Source organism: Oceanococcus atlanticus, from assembly GCF_002088235.1.
Classification (GTDB): domain Bacteria; phylum Pseudomonadota; class Gammaproteobacteria; order Nevskiales; family Oceanococcaceae; genus Oceanococcus; species Oceanococcus atlanticus.
Genome location: NZ_AQQV01000001.1, coordinates 1,446,126 through 1,464,003, shown reverse-complemented (window position 1 = coordinate 1,464,003; position 17,878 = coordinate 1,446,126). Strand labels below are relative to the sequence as shown.

15 protein-coding genes are annotated in these 17,878 nt (G+C 60.9%); 9 read left to right on the top strand and 6 right to left on the bottom strand.

From position 1 onward, the window contains the following. The first annotated feature begins 51 nt into the window (after positions 1-51). The 9 genes from rpmH to lpdA all read left to right on the top strand — a co-directional run bounded on the left by rpmH (position 52) and on the right by lpdA (position 11,145). Positions 52-186, top strand: a complete 135-nt coding sequence (gene rpmH / locus ATO7_RS06820; RefSeq protein WP_083560759.1) for a 50S ribosomal protein L34 — start codon at positions 52-54, stop codon at positions 184-186. 52 nt (positions 187-238) lie between these two features. Continuing rightward, positions 239-553 carry a ribonuclease P protein component gene (gene rnpA / locus ATO7_RS17240; protein WP_206044812.1) on the top strand — a complete coding sequence of 105 codons (315 nt, stop codon included), beginning with the start codon at positions 239-241 and terminating at the stop codon, positions 551-553. After that, positions 529-762, top strand: a complete 234-nt coding sequence (gene yidD, locus ATO7_RS06810; protein ID WP_083560756.1) for a membrane protein insertion efficiency factor YidD — start codon at positions 529-531, stop codon at positions 760-762. Before rnpA ends, yidD begins: the two co-directional genes overlap by 25 nt. Beyond that, entirely contained in the window at positions 743-2,512 is a 1,770-nt protein-coding gene (yidC, locus tag ATO7_RS06805) for a membrane protein insertase YidC (protein WP_330395401.1), read from the top strand. The genes yidD and yidC overlap by 20 nt, the downstream gene beginning before the upstream one ends. Before the next feature lie 6 nt (positions 2,513-2,518). Next, a complete protein-coding gene (gene mnmE, locus ATO7_RS06800) occupies positions 2,519-3,829 on the top strand; it encodes a tRNA uridine-5-carboxymethylaminomethyl(34) synthesis GTPase MnmE (protein WP_083560750.1) in 1,311 nt (436 codons plus the stop codon). A 125-nt stretch (positions 3,830-3,954) separates the two neighbouring features. After that, entirely contained in the window at positions 3,955-6,627 is a 2,673-nt protein-coding gene (gene aceE / locus ATO7_RS06795) for a pyruvate dehydrogenase (acetyl-transferring), homodimeric type (protein WP_083561040.1), read from the top strand. Between the two features lie 5 nt (positions 6,628-6,632). After that, positions 6,633-7,931 carry a dihydrolipoyllysine-residue acetyltransferase gene (aceF, locus tag ATO7_RS06790; RefSeq protein ID WP_083560748.1) on the top strand — a complete coding sequence of 433 codons (1,299 nt, stop codon included), beginning with the start codon at positions 6,633-6,635 and terminating at the stop codon, positions 7,929-7,931. A 98-nt stretch (positions 7,932-8,029) separates the two neighbouring features. Continuing rightward, positions 8,030-9,382 (top strand): DUF1329 domain-containing protein, encoded by a 1,353-nt coding sequence (locus ATO7_RS06785; RefSeq protein ID WP_206044810.1) that lies wholly within the window; start codon positions 8,030-8,032, stop codon positions 9,380-9,382. A gap of 17 nt (positions 9,383-9,399) precedes the next feature. Beyond that, the gene (lpdA, locus tag ATO7_RS06780) at positions 9,400-11,145 is read left to right on the top strand and encodes a dihydrolipoyl dehydrogenase (protein ID WP_083560745.1); all 1,746 of its coding nucleotides are present in this window, start codon (positions 9,400-9,402) and stop codon (positions 11,143-11,145) included. Between the two features lie 153 nt (positions 11,146-11,298). Here the strand turns inward: lpdA and ATO7_RS06775 are convergent, their stop codons facing one another. The 6 genes from ATO7_RS06775 to ATO7_RS06750 all read right to left on the bottom strand — a co-directional run bounded on the left by ATO7_RS06775 (position 11,299) and on the right by ATO7_RS06750 (position 17,793). After that, a complete protein-coding gene (locus ATO7_RS06775; protein WP_083560742.1) occupies positions 11,299-12,372 on the bottom strand; it encodes a L,D-transpeptidase family protein in 1,074 nt (357 codons plus the stop codon). After that, positions 12,359-13,447: a tetratricopeptide repeat protein gene (locus tag ATO7_RS06770; RefSeq protein WP_158523080.1), complete on the bottom strand. Its 1,089-nt coding sequence runs from the start codon at positions 13,445-13,447 to the stop codon at positions 12,359-12,361. The genes ATO7_RS06775 and ATO7_RS06770 overlap by 14 nt, the downstream gene beginning before the upstream one ends. Before the next feature lie 114 nt (positions 13,448-13,561). After that, positions 13,562-14,341, bottom strand: a complete 780-nt coding sequence (gene djlA, locus ATO7_RS06765) for a co-chaperone DjlA (RefSeq protein WP_083560739.1) — start codon at positions 14,339-14,341, stop codon at positions 13,562-13,564. Between the two features lie 87 nt (positions 14,342-14,428). Further along, entirely contained in the window at positions 14,429-15,364 is a 936-nt protein-coding gene (locus ATO7_RS06760) for an electron transfer flavoprotein subunit alpha/FixB family protein (protein ID WP_083560737.1), read from the bottom strand. Beyond that, positions 15,364-16,107, bottom strand: a complete 744-nt coding sequence (locus ATO7_RS06755) for an electron transfer flavoprotein subunit beta/FixA family protein (RefSeq protein WP_083560735.1) — start codon at positions 16,105-16,107, stop codon at positions 15,364-15,366. The genes ATO7_RS06760 and ATO7_RS06755 overlap by 1 nt, the downstream gene beginning before the upstream one ends. 84 nt (positions 16,108-16,191) lie before the next feature. Continuing rightward, a complete protein-coding gene (locus ATO7_RS06750) occupies positions 16,192-17,793 on the bottom strand; it encodes an electron transfer flavoprotein-ubiquinone oxidoreductase (protein ID WP_083560734.1) in 1,602 nt (533 codons plus the stop codon). Positions 17,794-17,878: the final 85 nt, after the last annotated feature.

Genomic DNA, 17,878 nt, shown 5'->3' with positions numbered 1-17,878 from the left:
ACCGGCAGCTAAAATTCACCGGTTCAGTACCTCAAAAAAGAGTATTCAATCATGAAACGCACCTTTCAACCCAGCGTGATCAAGCGCAAGCGCACCCATGGTTTCCGTGCCCGTATGGCAACCAAGGGCGGTCGTCGCGTGATCAACGCTCGGCGTGCCAAAGGCCGTCACAGCCTGACCGTCTGATCGGTTCACGCTGACGAGTTTCACCGTTTTCGCTTTCCCCCGCAGCCGCCGGTTGACCCGGCCAGACGAGTTTACGCGAGTCTTTCGCCAAGGGCGTCGAATTTCAGCGGGGTCTTTGCAGATTGTGTGTGCGCCATCCGAAGCGGGCTACGCCCGGCTTGGGTTGGCTGTCGCCAAGCGCATTCTGCCGCGAGCGGTGGATCGCAATCGCGCCAAGCGCGTGATTCGCGAATCATTTCGGCATCAGGCGGCGGATCTGCCGCCGCTTGATGTTGTAGTCACATTGCGTGGCGGAAAGATCCGCGGCGTACCTGCGGACATGAGCAATCGGCTCGAAGCGCTATGGTTACGCTTAGCAACGGACTAAAATACCTGCTCATCGCGTTCGTCAAGCTCTACCGGGTGGTGATCAGCCCGCTGCTGCCACCACGTTGCCGTTTTCATCCCACCTGTTCGCAATACGCGATCGAAGCTTTGCAGCGTCACGGGGTGATTCGCGGTCTGGCTCTGAGTTTCAAGCGCATCATTCGCTGTCATCCGGGTTGCCCTGGTGGGCATGACCCGGTCCCGGAATAAATCGGCTCCGACGAAAATGGAAAATCTCCGCATGGTCCTGTTCGCCGCACTGGCGGGCGTGTTGTTCCTGATGTACCAAGCGTGGCAGAAGGACTATCCGCAACAGCAGGCCCAGGCGCCGAGTGCGTCTCCACTGGCCTCTCCGCTGGACAGTGTGCCGGGTGAAACGTCTGCTACGACTTCCTCCGGTGATGACGAAGGCGTGCCCTCGCTGGGCGCCAGTGCCGATGCACCGGGCAGCGTCCCGCCGGTACAGGGCGAGCGTGGTGAGGCGGTATCCGCACAGCCGGGCCAGACGATCGAGATCACCACCGATGTTTACCGCGTCAGCATTGACTTGGCCGGTGGCGATATTCGGCGCCTGGAACTGCTTGATTATCCGATCGCCAAAGCTCATCCGGATCAGCCGCTGCCGCTGCTCAACGATGAACTGCCGCACTTCTTCGTGCTGCAAAGCGGCCTGGTCAGCAATGCTGGTTCGGCACCGGACCACAACACCGTGTACCAGGCCGAGCGCAGCCGTTACACGCTCGCCGAGCAGGATGAAGATCTGGTTGTACCGCTGCGCTGGACCGGTGCGGACGGCCTCACGGTCGAAAAGGTTTACCGCTTTACCCGCGGCAGCTACGAGGTCAATCTGCTTTATCGGGTAAGCAACGACACGGCAGAGCAGCGCCAGTTGAGCCCTTACCTGCGGATGTGGCGGACGCCCAACAAGGCCGGTGAAGAGCCGCCGTTTATCAAGAGCTTTATCGGCGCTGCGGTCTACACCCGTGATTCTGACGGGCAGTACAAATACAAGAAATACGACGCCGGCGACCTGGAAAAGGAAAGCGTCACGCTGGAGCAGCAAGGCGGCTGGCTGGGCATGCTGCAGCACTATTTCGTGGCTGCCGTGCTGCCTGAACCCACCGAACTCAACCGGTTTTATCTGCGCCCCGGTAAGCGCTTCGGCTTCATCGGCGAATATGTGGGTGAACGGGTCGATGTGGCGCCGCAAGCCGGTCGTGAGATCAACCTGCGCCTGTACATGGGGCCCAAGCTCCAGCAGGAGCTTGAAACGGTGGCCAAGGGTCTGGAACTGACCGTTGATTACGGCTTGCTGACGCCGATTTCCCAGCCGCTGTTCTGGGTGCTCGACAAGTTGCACGGCCTGACCGGCAACTGGGGCTGGTCGATTATCCTGCTGACCCTGCTGATCAAGCTGGCCTTCTACAAACTGTCCGAAGCGCAGTACCGCTCCATGGCACGGATGAAGAAGTTCGCCCCGCGCATCCAGTCGATCAAGGAACGTTACGCCGACGATCGTGAGCGCCTGCATCAGGCGATGATGGATCTGTACAAGAAAGAAGGCTTCAATCCGCTGGCCGGATGCTGGCCGATGCTGGTGCAGTTTCCGGTGTTCATCGCACTGTACTGGGTTTTGCTTGAATCGGTAGAGCTGCGTCAGGCCGATTTCGCGCTGTGGATCAATGATCTGTCCAGCCCCGATCCGCTGTACGTGTTGCCGGTGCTGTTCGGCATTTCCATGTACCTGCAGCAGAAGCTGTCGGGTCAGGCCATGACCATGGAGCCGATGCAGCAACGCATCATGACGATCATGCCGATTGGTCTGGCTATCTTCTTCGCGTTCTTCCCGGCAGGTCTGGTGCTGTACTGGTTCGTCAGCAACCTGGTGGGCATCATCCAGCAATGGGTGATCACCAAACGTCTGGAACACGAAGAGCACGCGCAGCCCAAGAAACGCTGACCTGGCATGACGACGTCCGAGACCATCGCCGCGGTTGCAACGCCGGCCGGTCAGGGCGGCGTCGGTATCGTTCGTATCTCCGGGCCGGCCGCGTTTGCGGCGGCCCAGGCGCTCAGTGGTCATCCGCCTGAGGTTGGCCGTGTCCGCTTTGCCCGTCTGCGCAATCAACAGGGCGAGCTGATCGACGAAGGTGTGGTGCTGGCGTTCGCCGGACCACACAGTTTCACTGGCGAAGACGTGATCGAAATGCAGATCCACGGCGGGCCCTGGTTGCTGGCGCGTCTGATGGAGTGCCTGTGCCGCGAACACCCGATTCGGGGGGCCCGTCCCGGCGAGTTTTCCGAGCGCGCTTTTCACAACGGCAAGCTGGATCTGGTTCAGGCTGAAGCCATCGCCGACATGATTTCAGCCGGTTCGGATCAGGCCGTACGGGCGGCTCAGCGCAGCCTCAGCGGGGTGTTTTCAAGCCGTTGCCATGCGCTGCACGAAGCCCTGCTCGATCTGCGCATGCGGCTTGAAGCGGCAATCGATTTTCCCGAAGAAGACATCGATTTTTTGTCCGATCCGGAACTGATGGCGCGTTGGCAGGCGCTCCACGTGGAACATCAACATTTGCTTGAAGATGCCCGTCATGGTGTGCAGCTCAGCCAGGGTCTGACGGTCGTGCTTGCGGGTGCGCCAAACGCCGGAAAATCCAGTCTTCTCAACTACTTGTCTCGGGATGAGACGGCCATTGTCAGCGCCATAGCTGGCACCACCCGCGATTTGCTGCGTAGCGCGGTGCAACTGGCCGGTGTGCCAGTCACGCTGATCGATACCGCGGGCTTGCGCAACAGCGACGACCCAGTTGAACAGGAAGGTGTGCGACGGGCCACCAAAGCCATCGCCAGTGCCGACTTTCTGCTGCACGTGCGCGCGCCGGATATCCCCGACAGCCCGGTGCCACAGACCCAGGCGCGGATCATCACCGTGCACAACAAGGCCGACCTCGGCGCCGAGCCGGTGGGCTGGATGGATTCGCAGCACAGCCAGATTCGACTGTCGGCGCGCACCGGTGAAGGCGTGGACAGCTTGATCGAAGCGCTGGTCGGGCATGCTGGAGAGAGTGACTTCAGCGCCCGTCAGCGTCATGTTGATGCGCTTGTCCGGCTCGGTCGCCATCTGCAGGAAGCTGGGCAGTGTCTGCAGCAAGGCGCTGGCGACATCGCCGCCGAAGAGCTGCGGCTGGGGCAGCGTGAACTGGGCGAAATCACCGGTCAGGTGCACAGTGATGAACTGCTGGGGCGCATTTTCTCCAGTTTCTGCATCGGTAAGTAAACCCATCCCATCGTCATAACGGACGGGGTTATCCGCCTGTCCGCTCACTAACATGCACAGGTGCTTGATTGGTTCAGGCAAACCACCGATGCTGTGTTGGTGGATCACCCATGCAGAGTGAGGCGATGACGCAAGACACCCCGAACACCCAGGACAGTGACCCGACAGAAACCCAGGAGTGGCTCGACGCCCTGGATGCGGTGATTGCCCGTGAGGGGCCCGAGCGGGCGCATTTTTTGCTTGAAACGCTGATCGATAAATCGCGTCGTTCCGGTGCCTACATCCCGTTTCGGCCACATACGGCGTACGTCAACACCATTCCGCCGCATGCCGAAGCGCCGGCTCCGGGTGATCATGCGCTGGAATGGAAAATCCGTTCACTGACCCGCTGGAATGCCATGGCCATGGTGATTCAGGCCAACCGCGCACATGATGGCATAGGCGGCCATATCGCCAGCTTTGCCTCCGCCGCCACCCTCTACGATGTGGGCTTCAACCATTTCTGGCGCGGCAAAGATCACCCCGGCGGTGGCGATCTGATTTATATCCAGGGCCATTCCGCGCCGGGTATCTACGCGCGGGCCTATCTCGAAGGCCGACTGGACGAAGAACAGCTGCGCAACTTCCGTTCCGAAGTTGGCGGCAAGGGCCTGTCATCCTACCCCCACCCGTGGCTGATGCCGGACTTCTGGCAATTTCCGACGGTCAGTATGGGGTTGGGTCCGATTCAGGCGATTTATCACGCGCGCTTGATGAAATACCTGCACAGCCGCGGCCTTGCCGACATTGGTGACCGCAAGGTCTGGTGCTTCTGCGGCGACGGTGAAATGGACGAACCCGAGTCGCTCGGCGCCATCGACATCGCGGCACGCGAAAAGCTCGACAACCTGGTATTCGTGGTCAACTGCAACCTGCAGCGCCTGGATGGGCCGGTGCGCGGTGACGGCAAGATCATCCAGGAACTGGAAGGTTCGTTCCGCGGCGCCGGCTGGAACGTCATCAAGGTGATCTGGGGTGCCGCCTGGGATGCCCTGCTTGCACGTGATGGCGACGGCATGCTGCGACGCCTGATGGATGAAACCGTGGATGGCGAATACCAGGCCTACAAGGCCAAGGGTGGTCGCTACACGCGGGATGAATTCTTCGGCAAGTATCCGGAAACGGCCAAGCTTGTAGCCTCCATGTCCGATGAAGACATCGCTCGGCTGAACCGCGGCGGACATGATCCGCACAAGGTCTATGCCGCTTATCACCGCGCAGTCAATCAGGCCGATGGGCGGCCCACCGTGATTCTGGCCAAAACGGTCAAGGGTTACGGCATGGGTGAGGCTGGCGAGGGCCAGAACATCACCCACCAGCAGAAAAAAATGGGTGAAGCCGCGCTCAAGGAATTCCGCGACCGCTTTCAGATTCCGATCTCCGACGAGCAAATTGCCGAGGCTCCGTTCTACAAACCGGACGATGACTCTGAGGAAATCACGTATCTGAAACAGCGCCGCCGCGACCTGGGCGGTGACCTGCCGGCTCGGCGCAGTCATTGTGACCCGCTGAGCATCCCGCCACTGGAGACCTTCAAGCGCCAGCTCGAAGGCACCGGCGAGCGCAGTATCTCCACCACCATGGCCTTTGTGCAGCTGCTGCAGACCCTGATCCGGGACAAGAACGTGGGCCAGCGTGTGGTCCCCATCGTGCCTGATGAAGCGCGCACCTTCGGTATGGAAGGTATGTTCCGCCAACTGGGTATCTACTCGGTGGTGGGTCAGAAGTACAAGCCCGAGGATTCGGACCAGCTCGCCTTCTACCGCGAAGACGTCAAGGGCCAGGTGCTGGAAGAAGGCATCACCGAAGCCGGCGCCATGTCGTCATGGATTGCTGCAGCCACGGCCTACTCCAATCACAACACGGCGCTGATCCCGTTCTACATCTTCTATTCGATGTTCGGCTTTCAGCGCATCGGTGATCTGGCCTGGGCCGCCGGCGACATGCGGGCCCGCGGTTTTCTGCTCGGTGGCACGGCTGGCCGCACTACCCTGAATGGCGAAGGGCTGCAGCACGAAGACGGCCACAGCCACGTGTTGGCCTCGACGATTCCCAACTGCCGTGCCTACGACACCACCTTCGCCTACGAAATCGCGGTGATCGTGCACCGTGGCATGCAGCTGATGTACGCCGAGAACCAGGATCACTATTACTACCTCACGCTGGAAAACGAAAACTACGTGCATCCAGCCATGCCAGAGGGCGTTGAAGACGGCATCATGAAGGGGCTTTACCCCTTCCGTATGAGTGACTCGCCCGGACCGCGGCACGTCCGCCTGCTGGGTTGCGGGGCGATATTTCGCGAGATCCTGGAAGCTGCTGAGCTGTTGCAGCAGGACTGGGATGTCAGCGTCGACATCTGGGCCGCGCCCAGCTTTACCGAGCTCATGCGCGAAGGTCAGGCGGTGGAACGTCGCAACCGCCTGAATCCGGAGCAGCCGGCCCACAACAGCTATGTGCAGGATTGCCTTGGAGCGGGCGACGGCCCGGTGATTGCCGCCACCGATTACCAGCGAACCTACGCCGAGTTCATCCGTCCGTGGGTGCCAGCCCCCTACTACACGCTGGGCACGGATGGCTTCGGACGCTCCGACACGCGTGAGCATTTGCGTGATTTCTTTGAGGTCGACCGTCGCTGGATCACCATCACCGCGCTCAAGGCACTGGCTGACCAGGGTGTGATCGAGGCTGCCACAGTGCGTCAGGCACTGGACAAGTACGCCATCTCCAGCGACAAACCCAATCCGACGACGGTGTAAGCCCCATGAGTCAGGACATCAAAGTTCCAGATATCGGTGATTTCGACGCGGTCGAGATCATCGAGGTGCTGGTCAGCGCCGGCGATACGGTTGAAGCCGAGCAGGCACTGCTGGTGCTGGAATCCGACAAAGCCACGATGGAGGTGCCCAGCCCGCTGGCCGGGACCCTCAGCGAGGTCAAGGTCAAGGTTGGCGACAAGGTCGCTCAGGGTGATGTGATCGCTGTGCTCGACAGTGCGGATCAGCAGGCCCAGACATCCGAGTCGGCATCACAACCCGCCGCGCCTGCGCAGTCGGAGGACGCTACAGCCACACAAAAAGACAGCGACCAGGCGCCAGCAAAGCCGGCCCCGCAAGCCGACAAGGCGCCGGCACCCACACCAGCGCCGTCATCAGCCAGTACCCCGGGCGAGGATATTCCTCATGCCAGTCCCTCGGTGCGCCTGTTCGCCCGTGAACTCGGTGTGGACCTGCGCCAGGTCGAGGGTCAAGGGCCCAAGGGACGCATCCTGCGCGAGGATGTGCAACAATTCGTGAAGACGCGGTTGGCCACTCCGGCCTCGGGGCCGGCTGGCCAGGGTCTGCCGAGCATGCCGCACATCGACTTCAGCAAGTTTGGCGAAACCGAAGTGCGCGAGCTGCCTCGTATCCGCAAACTGTCGGCTTCCAATCTGCATCGCAACTGGCTGGTCGTACCTCATGTCACCCAGTTTGAATCAGCGGACATCACCGAGCTTGAAGCCTTTCGCAAGCAGGAATCCGCGCGCGGTGAGTTGAAGCTCACGCTGTTGCCTTTCGTGATCAAGGCGGTGTGCCTGGCACTGCGACGCTATCCCGAGTTCAACAGTTCACTGGCGCCCGACGGTAGCGCGCTGATCATCAAAAAATACTGCCACGTGGGTTTTGCCGCCGACACGCCCAACGGTCTGGTGGTGCCGGTGATCCGAGATGCGGATCGCAAAAGCGTGAGCGAACTGGCCGCTGAAGCCAGCGAACTGGCTGCGGCTGCGCGTGACGGTAAGCTGAGTCCGGCGCAGATGCAGGGCGGCTGCTTTTCCATTTCCAGTCTGGGTGGCATCGGCGGCTCGCACTTCACCCCCATCGTCAATGCACCGGAAGTGGCCATACTCGGGGTGTCCAGGGCTCGAACGGAAGCGGTTTGGGATGGTCAGACCTTTCAGCCCCGCCTGATGCTGCCCTTATCGCTGTCTTATGACCACCGGGTGATCGATGGCGCGGCGGCGGCCCGTTTCGCCGTGGCATTGTCCGAGTTGCTCAGCGATATCCGGCGGCTCTGCCTGTAAGCCGCATTACGCATGGACTTGGGCCAGAAATTGCGGCATCGTAATTCCCATTTTCTAAAAACGAAAACACCCTGAGTGCGAATATTAAGGAGATCGTCATGCGGATAATTGCAGGAATGGCAGCCGGCCTGTTGCTGGTCAGCGCTGCGAGCCAGGCCAAGGTTTCGCCGGAAGAAGCGGCCAAGCTTGGTGTCAGCGGAACCGAACTGACACCGGTGGGTGCGATTCGCGCCGGCGACGGTGAACATGTTCCGGAGTGGACGCCGTACACCCCCCACGGTGACAAGATGATCCGCGAAGCGACCTGGGTTGAGCATCGCTACAAGGATGAACAACCTCTGTTCGTGGTGACCAAAGCCAATATGGCGCAGTACGCCGACATGCTCTCGGAAGGCCACAAGCAGCTGCTGCAGCGCTACGACAGCTACAAGATCAAGGTCTACCCTTCGCATCGCGATGCCGCCTGGCCCAAGGACATTTACGAGGCGACGATCAAGAACGCCACCACCGCTCATCTGGAAGGTGGCGATCCGGACAAGATTCGCGAAACCACGCTGGGCTTCCCCTTCCCCATTCCGACCACCGGTGCACACCCGTGGTGGAACCACCGCCTCAAATGGCGTGGCAATGACGCCGTGCGCTACAACAACCAGGCGATTGTGCAGGGTGACGGCAGCTTCCAGCTGACCAAGATCGTTGAGGAGGTGAAGTTCAAATACGCCAACCTCAATGAACCGGGCAGCATGAACGGCCCTGATGACATCTTCTTGTGGTACCTGTCCGAAACCAAGGCACCGCCGCGTATGGCGGGTCAGCTGCTACTGGCCTGGGAGCATGCCGACTACCGCAGCGCCTGGTTGTACAACCCGGGCCTGCGCCGCATTCGTCGTGCGCCGTCAGTGGGTTATGACAACCCGTACGAAGGCACTGATGGTCAGCAGTTCTATGATCAGGTCGACATGGTCAACGGCAAGCTCGACCGTTTCACCTGGAAACTGCTCGGTCGCAAGCCGATGATCACCCCCTACAACAGTGCGGCGATCAACTCAAAGGCGCTCAAGTACGAGGACATCCTGCAGGGTCTGCACATCAATCAGGACGTGGCCCGCTACGAAATCCATCGCATGTGGGTGGTCGAGGCCAACAACCGGCCTGAAGTGCGCCACACCTTCAAGAAGCGCACGATCTATTTCGATGAAGACACCTGGACCGCAACGATGATCGACAACTACGATCACCGCGACGAGTTCTACAAATTCCAGGAAGGTCATCTGGTCTGCCTGCCGACGATTCTGAGTTGCAGCACGGTGCCGGAAATCATCTACGACCTGCAGTCACGGGTGTACTTCGCCACCGCCATGATCAACGAAGACAAGCCCAACGACTTCACCGTGTCGTTTGAAGAGAAGCATTTCGAACCCAACAAGGTGGCCCGCCGCGCCACCCGATAGCCAGTGAACGATTCATCATGAGTCAGGATATTCGCGTTCCCGATATCGGCGATTTCGACGCCGTTGAAATCATTGATGTGCTGGTCTCCGCAGGTGACCAGGTGGAACCCGAAACACCCCTGATCGTGCTTGAATCAGACAAGGCGACGATGGAGGTGCCGTCCCCACTGGGCGGCACCCTGTCCGAAGTGCTGGTCAGCGTGGGTGACAAAGTCGCCCAGGGCGATGTTATCGCGCGCATCGATGCATCAAGCGCGCAAGACGACACGCCGGCCTCGCAAAGCAGCCACCCGCAAGCAGCGGGCAAGGAGCGCGAGGCCGCCGCCACCAGCGAGGCCGAAACCGATGCAGACTGTGACGTTGTGGTCCTGGGATCCGGTCCAGGTGGCTACAGCGCAGCCTTTCGGGCCGCTGATCTGGGCCTGAAAACCATACTGGTGGAGCGCCACGCCGCACTCGGCGGGGTGTGTCTGAATGTGGGCTGCATCCCGTCCAAGGCTTTGCTGCACACCGCGCATGTCATCGACGAAGCGGCAGCCATGGCCGAGCATGGGGTGAGCTTCGGTGAGCCGCAGATCGATCTCGACAAACTGCGTGGCTTCAAACAATCGGTGGTCGACAAGCTGACAGGAGGTCTGGTCGGCCTGGCCAAGCAGCGCAAGGTTGAGGTGGTGCACGGTCATGCTGAATTCAGCGCCGCGCACAGCGTGCAGGTGACTCAGGGCGATGATTCACGCCAGATTCGTTTCCGACATGCCATCGTGGCGGCGGGCTCTCGCACGCTGCGCCTGCCTGGCCTGCCGGATGATGACGAGCGCATTATCGATTCCACCGGTGCACTGGAATTGCGCGACATACCATCGCGTTTGCTGGTCATCGGTGGTGGCATTATCGGCCTGGAAATGGCCAATGTGTATGCGGTGCTTGGCAGCAGCGTCGATGTGGTCGAGCTCAGCGATGGCTTGGTACCCGGGGCGGACCCCGATCTGATCAAGCCGCTGACCAAGCGCATGAAAGCACGTTTGGGTCACATCTGGTTGAGTACCAAAGTGACCGCCGTGACACCGGACGATGACGGCCTGACGGTATCGTTTGAAGGTGAGCAGGCACCCGAGCCGCAAACCTATGACAAGGTCCTGGTTGCGGTGGGGCGGCGCCCCAACGGTGATCAGATCAACGCCCAGGCTGCTGGTCTGGAGATCGACGAGCGCGGATTTATCCCGGTTGATCGACAGATGCGCAGCAACGTGCCGCACATCTTTGCCATCGGAGATATCGCCGGCCAACCCATGCTGGCGCACAAAGCTACGCATGAAGGCAAAGTGGCCGCGGAGGTCATCGCCGGTCACAAGACCGCGTTCGATGCGCGTTGTATCCCGTCGGTGGTGTACACCGATCCGGAAGTGGCCTGGGTCGGGATGACCGAGCAGCAAGCCAAGGCGCAAGGTGTGGATTACGACAAGGGCCAGTTTCCGTGGGCGGCCAATGGCCGTTCACTCGGCATGGCTTATCAGGATGGGGTGACCAAGCTGTTGTTCGACAAGTCCACTGGTCGTTTGCTGGGAGGCGGCGCGGTTGGGCCCAATGCCGGTGAGCTGGTGGCCGAAATGGGCCTGGCGATCGAGTTTGGTGCCGATGCCCACGATATCGGCCTCACCATCCACGCGCACCCGACCCTCTCGGAATCGGTCGGCATGGCCGCCGAGGCGGCTGCGGGGACGCTTACTGATCTTTATATTCCGAAAAAGAAAGCCAAGCGCTAGTTTGGCTGCGTAGTCCAAGGCCTTAGTCAGCACATTCCGAGACCCGCTCAAGTACGTCCATGTAGCGCTTGTCATCGGCCATCCAGGCCTCTGACCGTCTCGCAATGTGCTGACTAAGGCTTTAAGGCTTTCGCCCTTCGAGCCTGCGCCTGACTATAAGGATATTTCCCGGATGATGCGCCATTGTCCGTTGTCATGCTGACGCCAGAACTGCTGCTTGCGATCGGTTGAGGCGTAGTTGTCGCTGCGGTAGTGCTGAACAAATTCCACCAGACGCAGTTTGTCGCCGTCGGGATAGTTGAAGATGTTCAGGTCGGCAAGTTCGACTTCGATGAAGCTCTTGCCGGCATTGACCCGCCGTTTGTGCTCGGCGAATGCCTGCCGATCCATGTCGTCGGTGCTGAATTCTTCCGCGTAGTAGTCCAGGTAGCGTTCGGTGTCGCGCGCGCTCCAGGCGCTGCGCCAGGCTTCGACCTGGGCTTTGAAACGCTGCCGTTCGTCGTTCAGCTCGGCCGGCGTCAGCCAGCTCAGTTGATCGCTGAAGATGACCCGGGTGTTGCCTGGTGTGACAAAGGGTTTGAGACTGTCGAAATCGCTGTTGCCGACCGCCACGCAACCTTCGCTGGACAAGGGCGGACGGGAATAATGCGAACGCGGCACGCCATGCACCCAGATTCCGTAGCCGGTGCGTTGATGGGCGCGATCCCAGTGATTGGGGTAATCAATGGGAAAAGCACCGGCGCCGTAAAGTTCGGGCAGGGCGCTGTCGTCGATGTAGCGGGTCACCGTATACACGCCGACCGGTGTGCGGTTGTCGTCCTCGATCTGCTTGCGCGTGCCGGCCTTGCCGATCGACGCGTACATATGCCGCAGAACACGCAATTCGCCATCGTTCTCGAGCAGATAAACCCGGCGATTGTGCAGATCGGCGAGGATCACATGGTCGACGCTGTCATCCAGTTCCAGAATGGCGTTGGGCTGCAGCCCATCGTCGATCAGGCTGTTCGGTGCCGTACGCCAGTGCAGCCCGGATTGTTCGGCTGACCAGGCCTGACGGTCGCCAGGATTACGCGTGCGCAGCACCTGATCAAAGCGAAAATCGGGCGGTGTCTGAACCAGCTGGGCGGGATCGGCCAGTGGCCCATGTGCCTGGACAACCGTCGCTGCCCCGAACAGGGCAGCGCTGGCGAGACAGGCGATTAAACCGGATCGTTTAACCGACAACACTTTCTTTGACGATCAGCCATTGGCCACCGACGTTTTCCATTTCCAGGCGCTTGCGCACCTGATCGGAGTAGCTGTTGGACTCGTAGATCTGCGTGAATTCGACCCAGGCGCGATTGCCGCTGGTCTGACCAACGCGCGGGCTGAGCACCTGAATGGCGATGGAACGCGGGCGAACCACTCGGGTGCGTCGTTGAGATTCCCACACACTGCGCGAAACGCCGGTGGCGGGATCGAAATTGGGGCTGTAATTGGCCAGATACTGATCCACATTCTGCGCGGACCAGCTGGCGCGCCAGGATTCCAGTCGCGCGAGTACGGCTTTTTCATCGGCACTGCTGAGCTTGCCGCTATTGCTGGCCACGGCTGAGCCGCCTGGCAGAATGGGCGTGGTGCTGAAGGTGTCGGGTACATCGTTGATGTCCGGTACCGCATGACGTGCCGGTGTCCGCGCAGGAGCTGCCGGGCGCGTCGCCACAGCCGGTGCAGGTGTGGGCTGGGTGCGCACTGGGGCAGGCGGCGCTGGGCGCGGCGTTGCGGCGCTGGGGCGTGCGCTGGACGAAACCTGAACCGGCGCCGTGGTTTTCTGCATACCTGTGATGCGCGCAACCAGCTCCTGCTTCGACTCGATGTCGTTGTTGCCCTTATCCAGCACGATGGCGCGGTTGTATGCAGCGTTGGCCAGGGCGGCGTAAATATCGCCCAGGTTCTCGTGCGCGGTGGCGTAGCTGGGGTGAGTGACCAGCGCGGCTTCGAGTGCGTCGCGGGCTTCCTCGTAGCGGCCCGAACGGGCGTAGAGCACGGCCAGATTGTTGTACGGTTCCGGCAGTTCCGGGAAGTCACGCACCAGATCCGAGAACACCGTGATGGCGTCTTCGTCGCGTGACAGCATGGTCAGCGTCAAACCCTTGCTGAAGCGAGCCTCGGCATTGCCCGGATTGCGATCCAGGTACTTGTTCAGGTCGGTGAGCGCTTGCTCATAATTGCCGACATTAATCGCTTTCTGGGCATCGTCCAGGCTGTCAGCAAAGGCCGCAGCGGAGAACACCAGCAGACTGAGGCTCAGGATTCGTTTCACAGCAAATTTTCCGAGTCTGGGGAATGGGATAAGACCACGCAAAAGCATAACAGTTTGCCTGTGGCTTTTTGATTGGCCGCGGTGCAGCACCGGCCGATCCAAGCCGCTTGCAACTTACAAACCACGCGCTGCAGCCACCGCGTCCCAGGCGGCCCGAATACGACGCACCTGTTCTTCGGCCTGCTGACGCATGGCCTCGGGCATCTCACGTGCCGCCAATTTGTCGGGGTGATGACGGCTCATCAGCCGACGATAGGCTTTTTTTGCTTCAGCATCGCTGGCAGACGGCTCGATGCCAAGCACCTTGTAGGCTTCGGCAAGATTGTCCTGCCGCGGGCGTGCGCCGCCACCACCGGCCTGCCCCGACCACTGACCAAAGCCACCGGTGATCAAAGCCAGCATCTGCTCGAATTCGGCTGCCGGAATACCCAGCCCCGCGCCAATGCGCACCAGCATGTCGCGCTCGGCCTGGTCCAGTCGACCATCGGCGGCTGCGCCCGAAAGCAGAATTTCCAGGCACAGGCGCAACCAAAGAATACGGCCACCGCACAATTTGCGCAGTTCGGCGCTGGCCTTGTCGACGTCAAAGCCTTCGCTTTTCCCGCGGTTGAAGGCGCGCACCGCGGCCAGCCGCGCATTGCCGGTGATGCGCAACCGCTGCATGATTTTTTCGGCGGCGTCGATTTCCTGCTTGGACACATGGCCATCGGCTTTGCACACCGCGCCCATCAGCTCGAAGCATTTTTCGACAATCTGTTGCTGCTTGGCCACATTCGGCGGCCGCAACAGGCGCACCGAGGTGTCGAACCAGTGGCCGATGATCACGCCCAGCAACAGGCCGATCGGTCCGCCCATCAAGAAGCCCAGGGCGCCAGCGATGAATTTTCCTTTCATGGCCTGGTGAGAGTGTTCAGCGGATATGAAAAAGCCCGCGACGCTGTGCAGCGACGCGGGCCATACAGTTTAACCTGCTGCTGTGACTTACAGCGCGGCTTCGAGTTCCGGGCAGACCTTGAACAGATCGCCAACCAGGCCGAGATCGGCCACTTCAAAGATCGGCGCGTTCTCGTCGGTGTTGATCGCAACGATAGTGCCCGCGTCCTTGATGCCGGCCAGATGCTGGATCGCACCCGAAATGCCGACGGCCACGTACAGGTCCGGCGCGATGATCTTGCCGGTCTGACCGACCTGCATGTCGTTGGGCACGAAACCGGAGTCCACGGCGGCGCGCGATGCACCACAACCGGCACCGATTTTGTCAGCCAGCGAGAAGATCACCGAGAAGTTCTCGGCCGAGCCCACGCCACGTCCGCCGGATACAACCTTGGCTGCAGTCTGCAGGTCGGGGCGGTCGCCGCCGCCGGTTTCCTGGCCGACCAGACGGGTGTGCGCCGGCAGATCTGCCGATACGCTGGCATCTTCCACAGCGGCGCTGTTGCTTTCGGCCACGTTGCCGAAGGATGCGGTACGCACGGTGCCGACCAGGGTGAAGTCGCCCGGTGCCTTGACGCGGTTGACCGCGTTGCCGGCGTAGATCGGGCGGTCGAATTCACGCTCGCCATGCACAGCCATGATGTCGGTCACCTGCGGCACACCGAGCAGCGCAGCAACGCGCGGCATGATGTCCTTGCCGGTGGTGGTGTTGGCCGCCAGGATGTGGGTGTAGCCTTCGGCCAGCGCCCCAACCTGCGGGGCCAGCGTGGCGGCACGGATGGCACCGTTCTCCGCGTTGCTGACCTGCAGCACCTTGCTCACACCGTCGAGCTTGGCGGCTGCATCAGCAGCGGCGCCTTTAGCTTCGGTGAACACGGCGATGTCGATTTCGCCGCCGATCTGAGCCGCGCAGGCGACAGCCTTGCCGGTGGTCGGGTGCAGTTCTCCGCCGAGGGTTTCGGCAACAATCAGAATCTTGGCCATTACACGAGCCCCTTGTCTTTGAGTGCGGCAACCAGTTCTTCCACGCTCTTGACCATGCGGCCCGGCTCACGTGCCGGCGGGTTCGAGGTGGAAACCACTTCCAGTTTCGGTACGTCGATGTCGAATTCCGACAGCTCGACCTTGTCCAGCGGCTTGCGTTTGGCCTTCATGATGTCCGGCAGCTTGATGAAGCGCGGCTCGTTCAGGCGCAGGTCAGCCGAGATTACGGCCGGCAGGTCAACTTCCAGGGTCTCGGCACCGGCGTCGATTTCACGCTGGACCGTAGCCTTGCCGCCGTCGATCTTGATGTCGGAGGCAAAGGTCGCCTGCGGCCAGTCGAGCAGCGTCGCCAGCATCTGCGGCGTCTGGTTGTTGTCATCATCGATGGCCTGCTTGCCGGCGATGACTACATCGGCGTTTTCACGCTTGACCAGTTCGGCCAGGATGCGGGCAGCCTGCAGCGGCTGGACTTCTTCGTCGGTGACAACATGAATGCCGCGATCGGCACCGCGCGCCAGTTCCGAGCGCAGCTGGTCTTCAGCCTTGGCGGTGCCAATGGTTACGACCACGACTTCGCTGATCACGCCGGCTTCCTTGAGCTTCAGGGCGGCTTCGTTGGCGATTTCATCAAACGGGTTGACACTCATTTTGACGCCGTTGAGGTCGACGCCGGTGCCGTCACCCTTAACGCGGATGCGGACGTTGTAGTCCACAACGCGCTTGATGGGTACAAGTGCTTTCATTTTTCCTAACTCCAATTTGCCGGCACGCGGCCGGCCCATGAACTCATCCGGGTCCGGAATGATACGGGGGTTGGCGGAATACGCCTACATCAATTGGTAATTCGGGCCCGAGCCACCTTCTGGGGTGACCCAGTTGATGATCTGGTACGGATCCTTGATGTCGCAGGTCTTGCAATGGACGCAGTTGGCGGCGTTGATCTGCAGCCGTTTGCCCTCTGCTTCTTCAACCATTTCGTAAACCCCGGCGGGACAGAAGCGGGTGCAGGGGTTGGCGTATTCCTCGGCGCATTGGGTGACACAGATATTGGTGTCGGCCACCTTGAGATGCACCGGTTGGTCCTCATCGTGTTCGGTTGCAGCGAAGTACACCGCGGAGAGGCGGTCGCGCGGCGGCAGTTCGCGTTCTTTCTTGACCGGTTTGGGCTTGCTGGGATCGCGTTTCTTCAGCGCCGAGTGGTCGGCGTGGTTTTTCAGCGTCCACGGCAGCAAGCCCATGGTCACGGTTTCGATCGCGGAAATGAGCACGCCCAACCACAGACCGAAGTGGAAGGCCGGGCGCAGGTTGCGCACCTTCTTCAGTTCCTTGCCCACCTCACCCTGGCGGATGCGGGCATCGTAACCGTCCGCCTTGTTCTCGGCGAAGATGTGCTCGGCCGCTTCCATGCCGGACTTCAGGGCTTGGTGCACGCCCTTGATCTTGGGCACGTTGAGGGTGCCGGCGGCGTCGCCAATCAGCATGGCGCCGGGCATTTCCATCTTGGGCAGAGACTGCCAGCCACCTTCGACAATGGCGCGGGCACCGTAGGATACGATTTCGCCGCCTTCCAGCATCGGCTTGATCTTGGGGTGGTTCTTGAATTCCTGGAATTTCTCGAACGGCTCCAGATCGGGGTCTTCGTAGTCCAGACCAACAACAAACCCAATGGCGATCTTGTTGTCGTTCAGGTGGTAGACGAAGCTGCCGCCGTAGGTCTTGGAATCCAGCGGCCAGCCCATGGTGTGCATAACCAGACCTTCCTGGCACTGCCCTTCAGGTACCGACCACAGTTCCTTGATGCCGATGCCATAGGTCTGCGGATCCGCATCCTTGTCCAGCTCGAACTTCTTGATCAGTTCCTTGGAGCAGGAGCCGCGGCAGCCTTCGGCGAAGACCGTGATCTTGGCGTGCAGATCCATACCCGGGGTGTAGGAATCCTTGGGATTGCCGTTGAGGTCCACGCCCATGTCACCGGTGCGCACACCCATGACTTCGCCGGCCTCGTTGTACAGCGGCTCGCGGGCCGGGAAGCCGGGGTAGATTTCCACGCCCAGGGCTTCGGCCTGTTCGGCCAGCATCGCGGTGAGGGCGCCCAGCGAGATGATGTAGTTGCCGTGGTTGTTCATCTGCGGCGGCACGATCGGGAATTTGATGCTCCCGGTCTCCGTCATCATGTGAACTTCGTCCTTGGCCACCGGCACGCACACTTCAGGCGGCGTGTCTTTCCAGTTGGGCAGCAGGCGATCCAGTGCATCCGGCTCAATCACTGCGCCGGCCAGACTGTGGGCACCCACGATCGGGCCTTTTTCCAGCAAGCAGACGTTGCGTTCCGGGTCCAGTTGCTTGAGGCGGATCGCGGTGGCCAGGCCCGCCGGGCCGGCACCTACGATCAGCACATCAAATTCCATGACATCGCGTTCGACAGTCATCGTGTGCTCCCAGCTCGACTGGCTAGGCAGTCGGCTCTATCTCGAATGATGTTGACGGGTCGCCGCATTATATCGATGCGGCCCT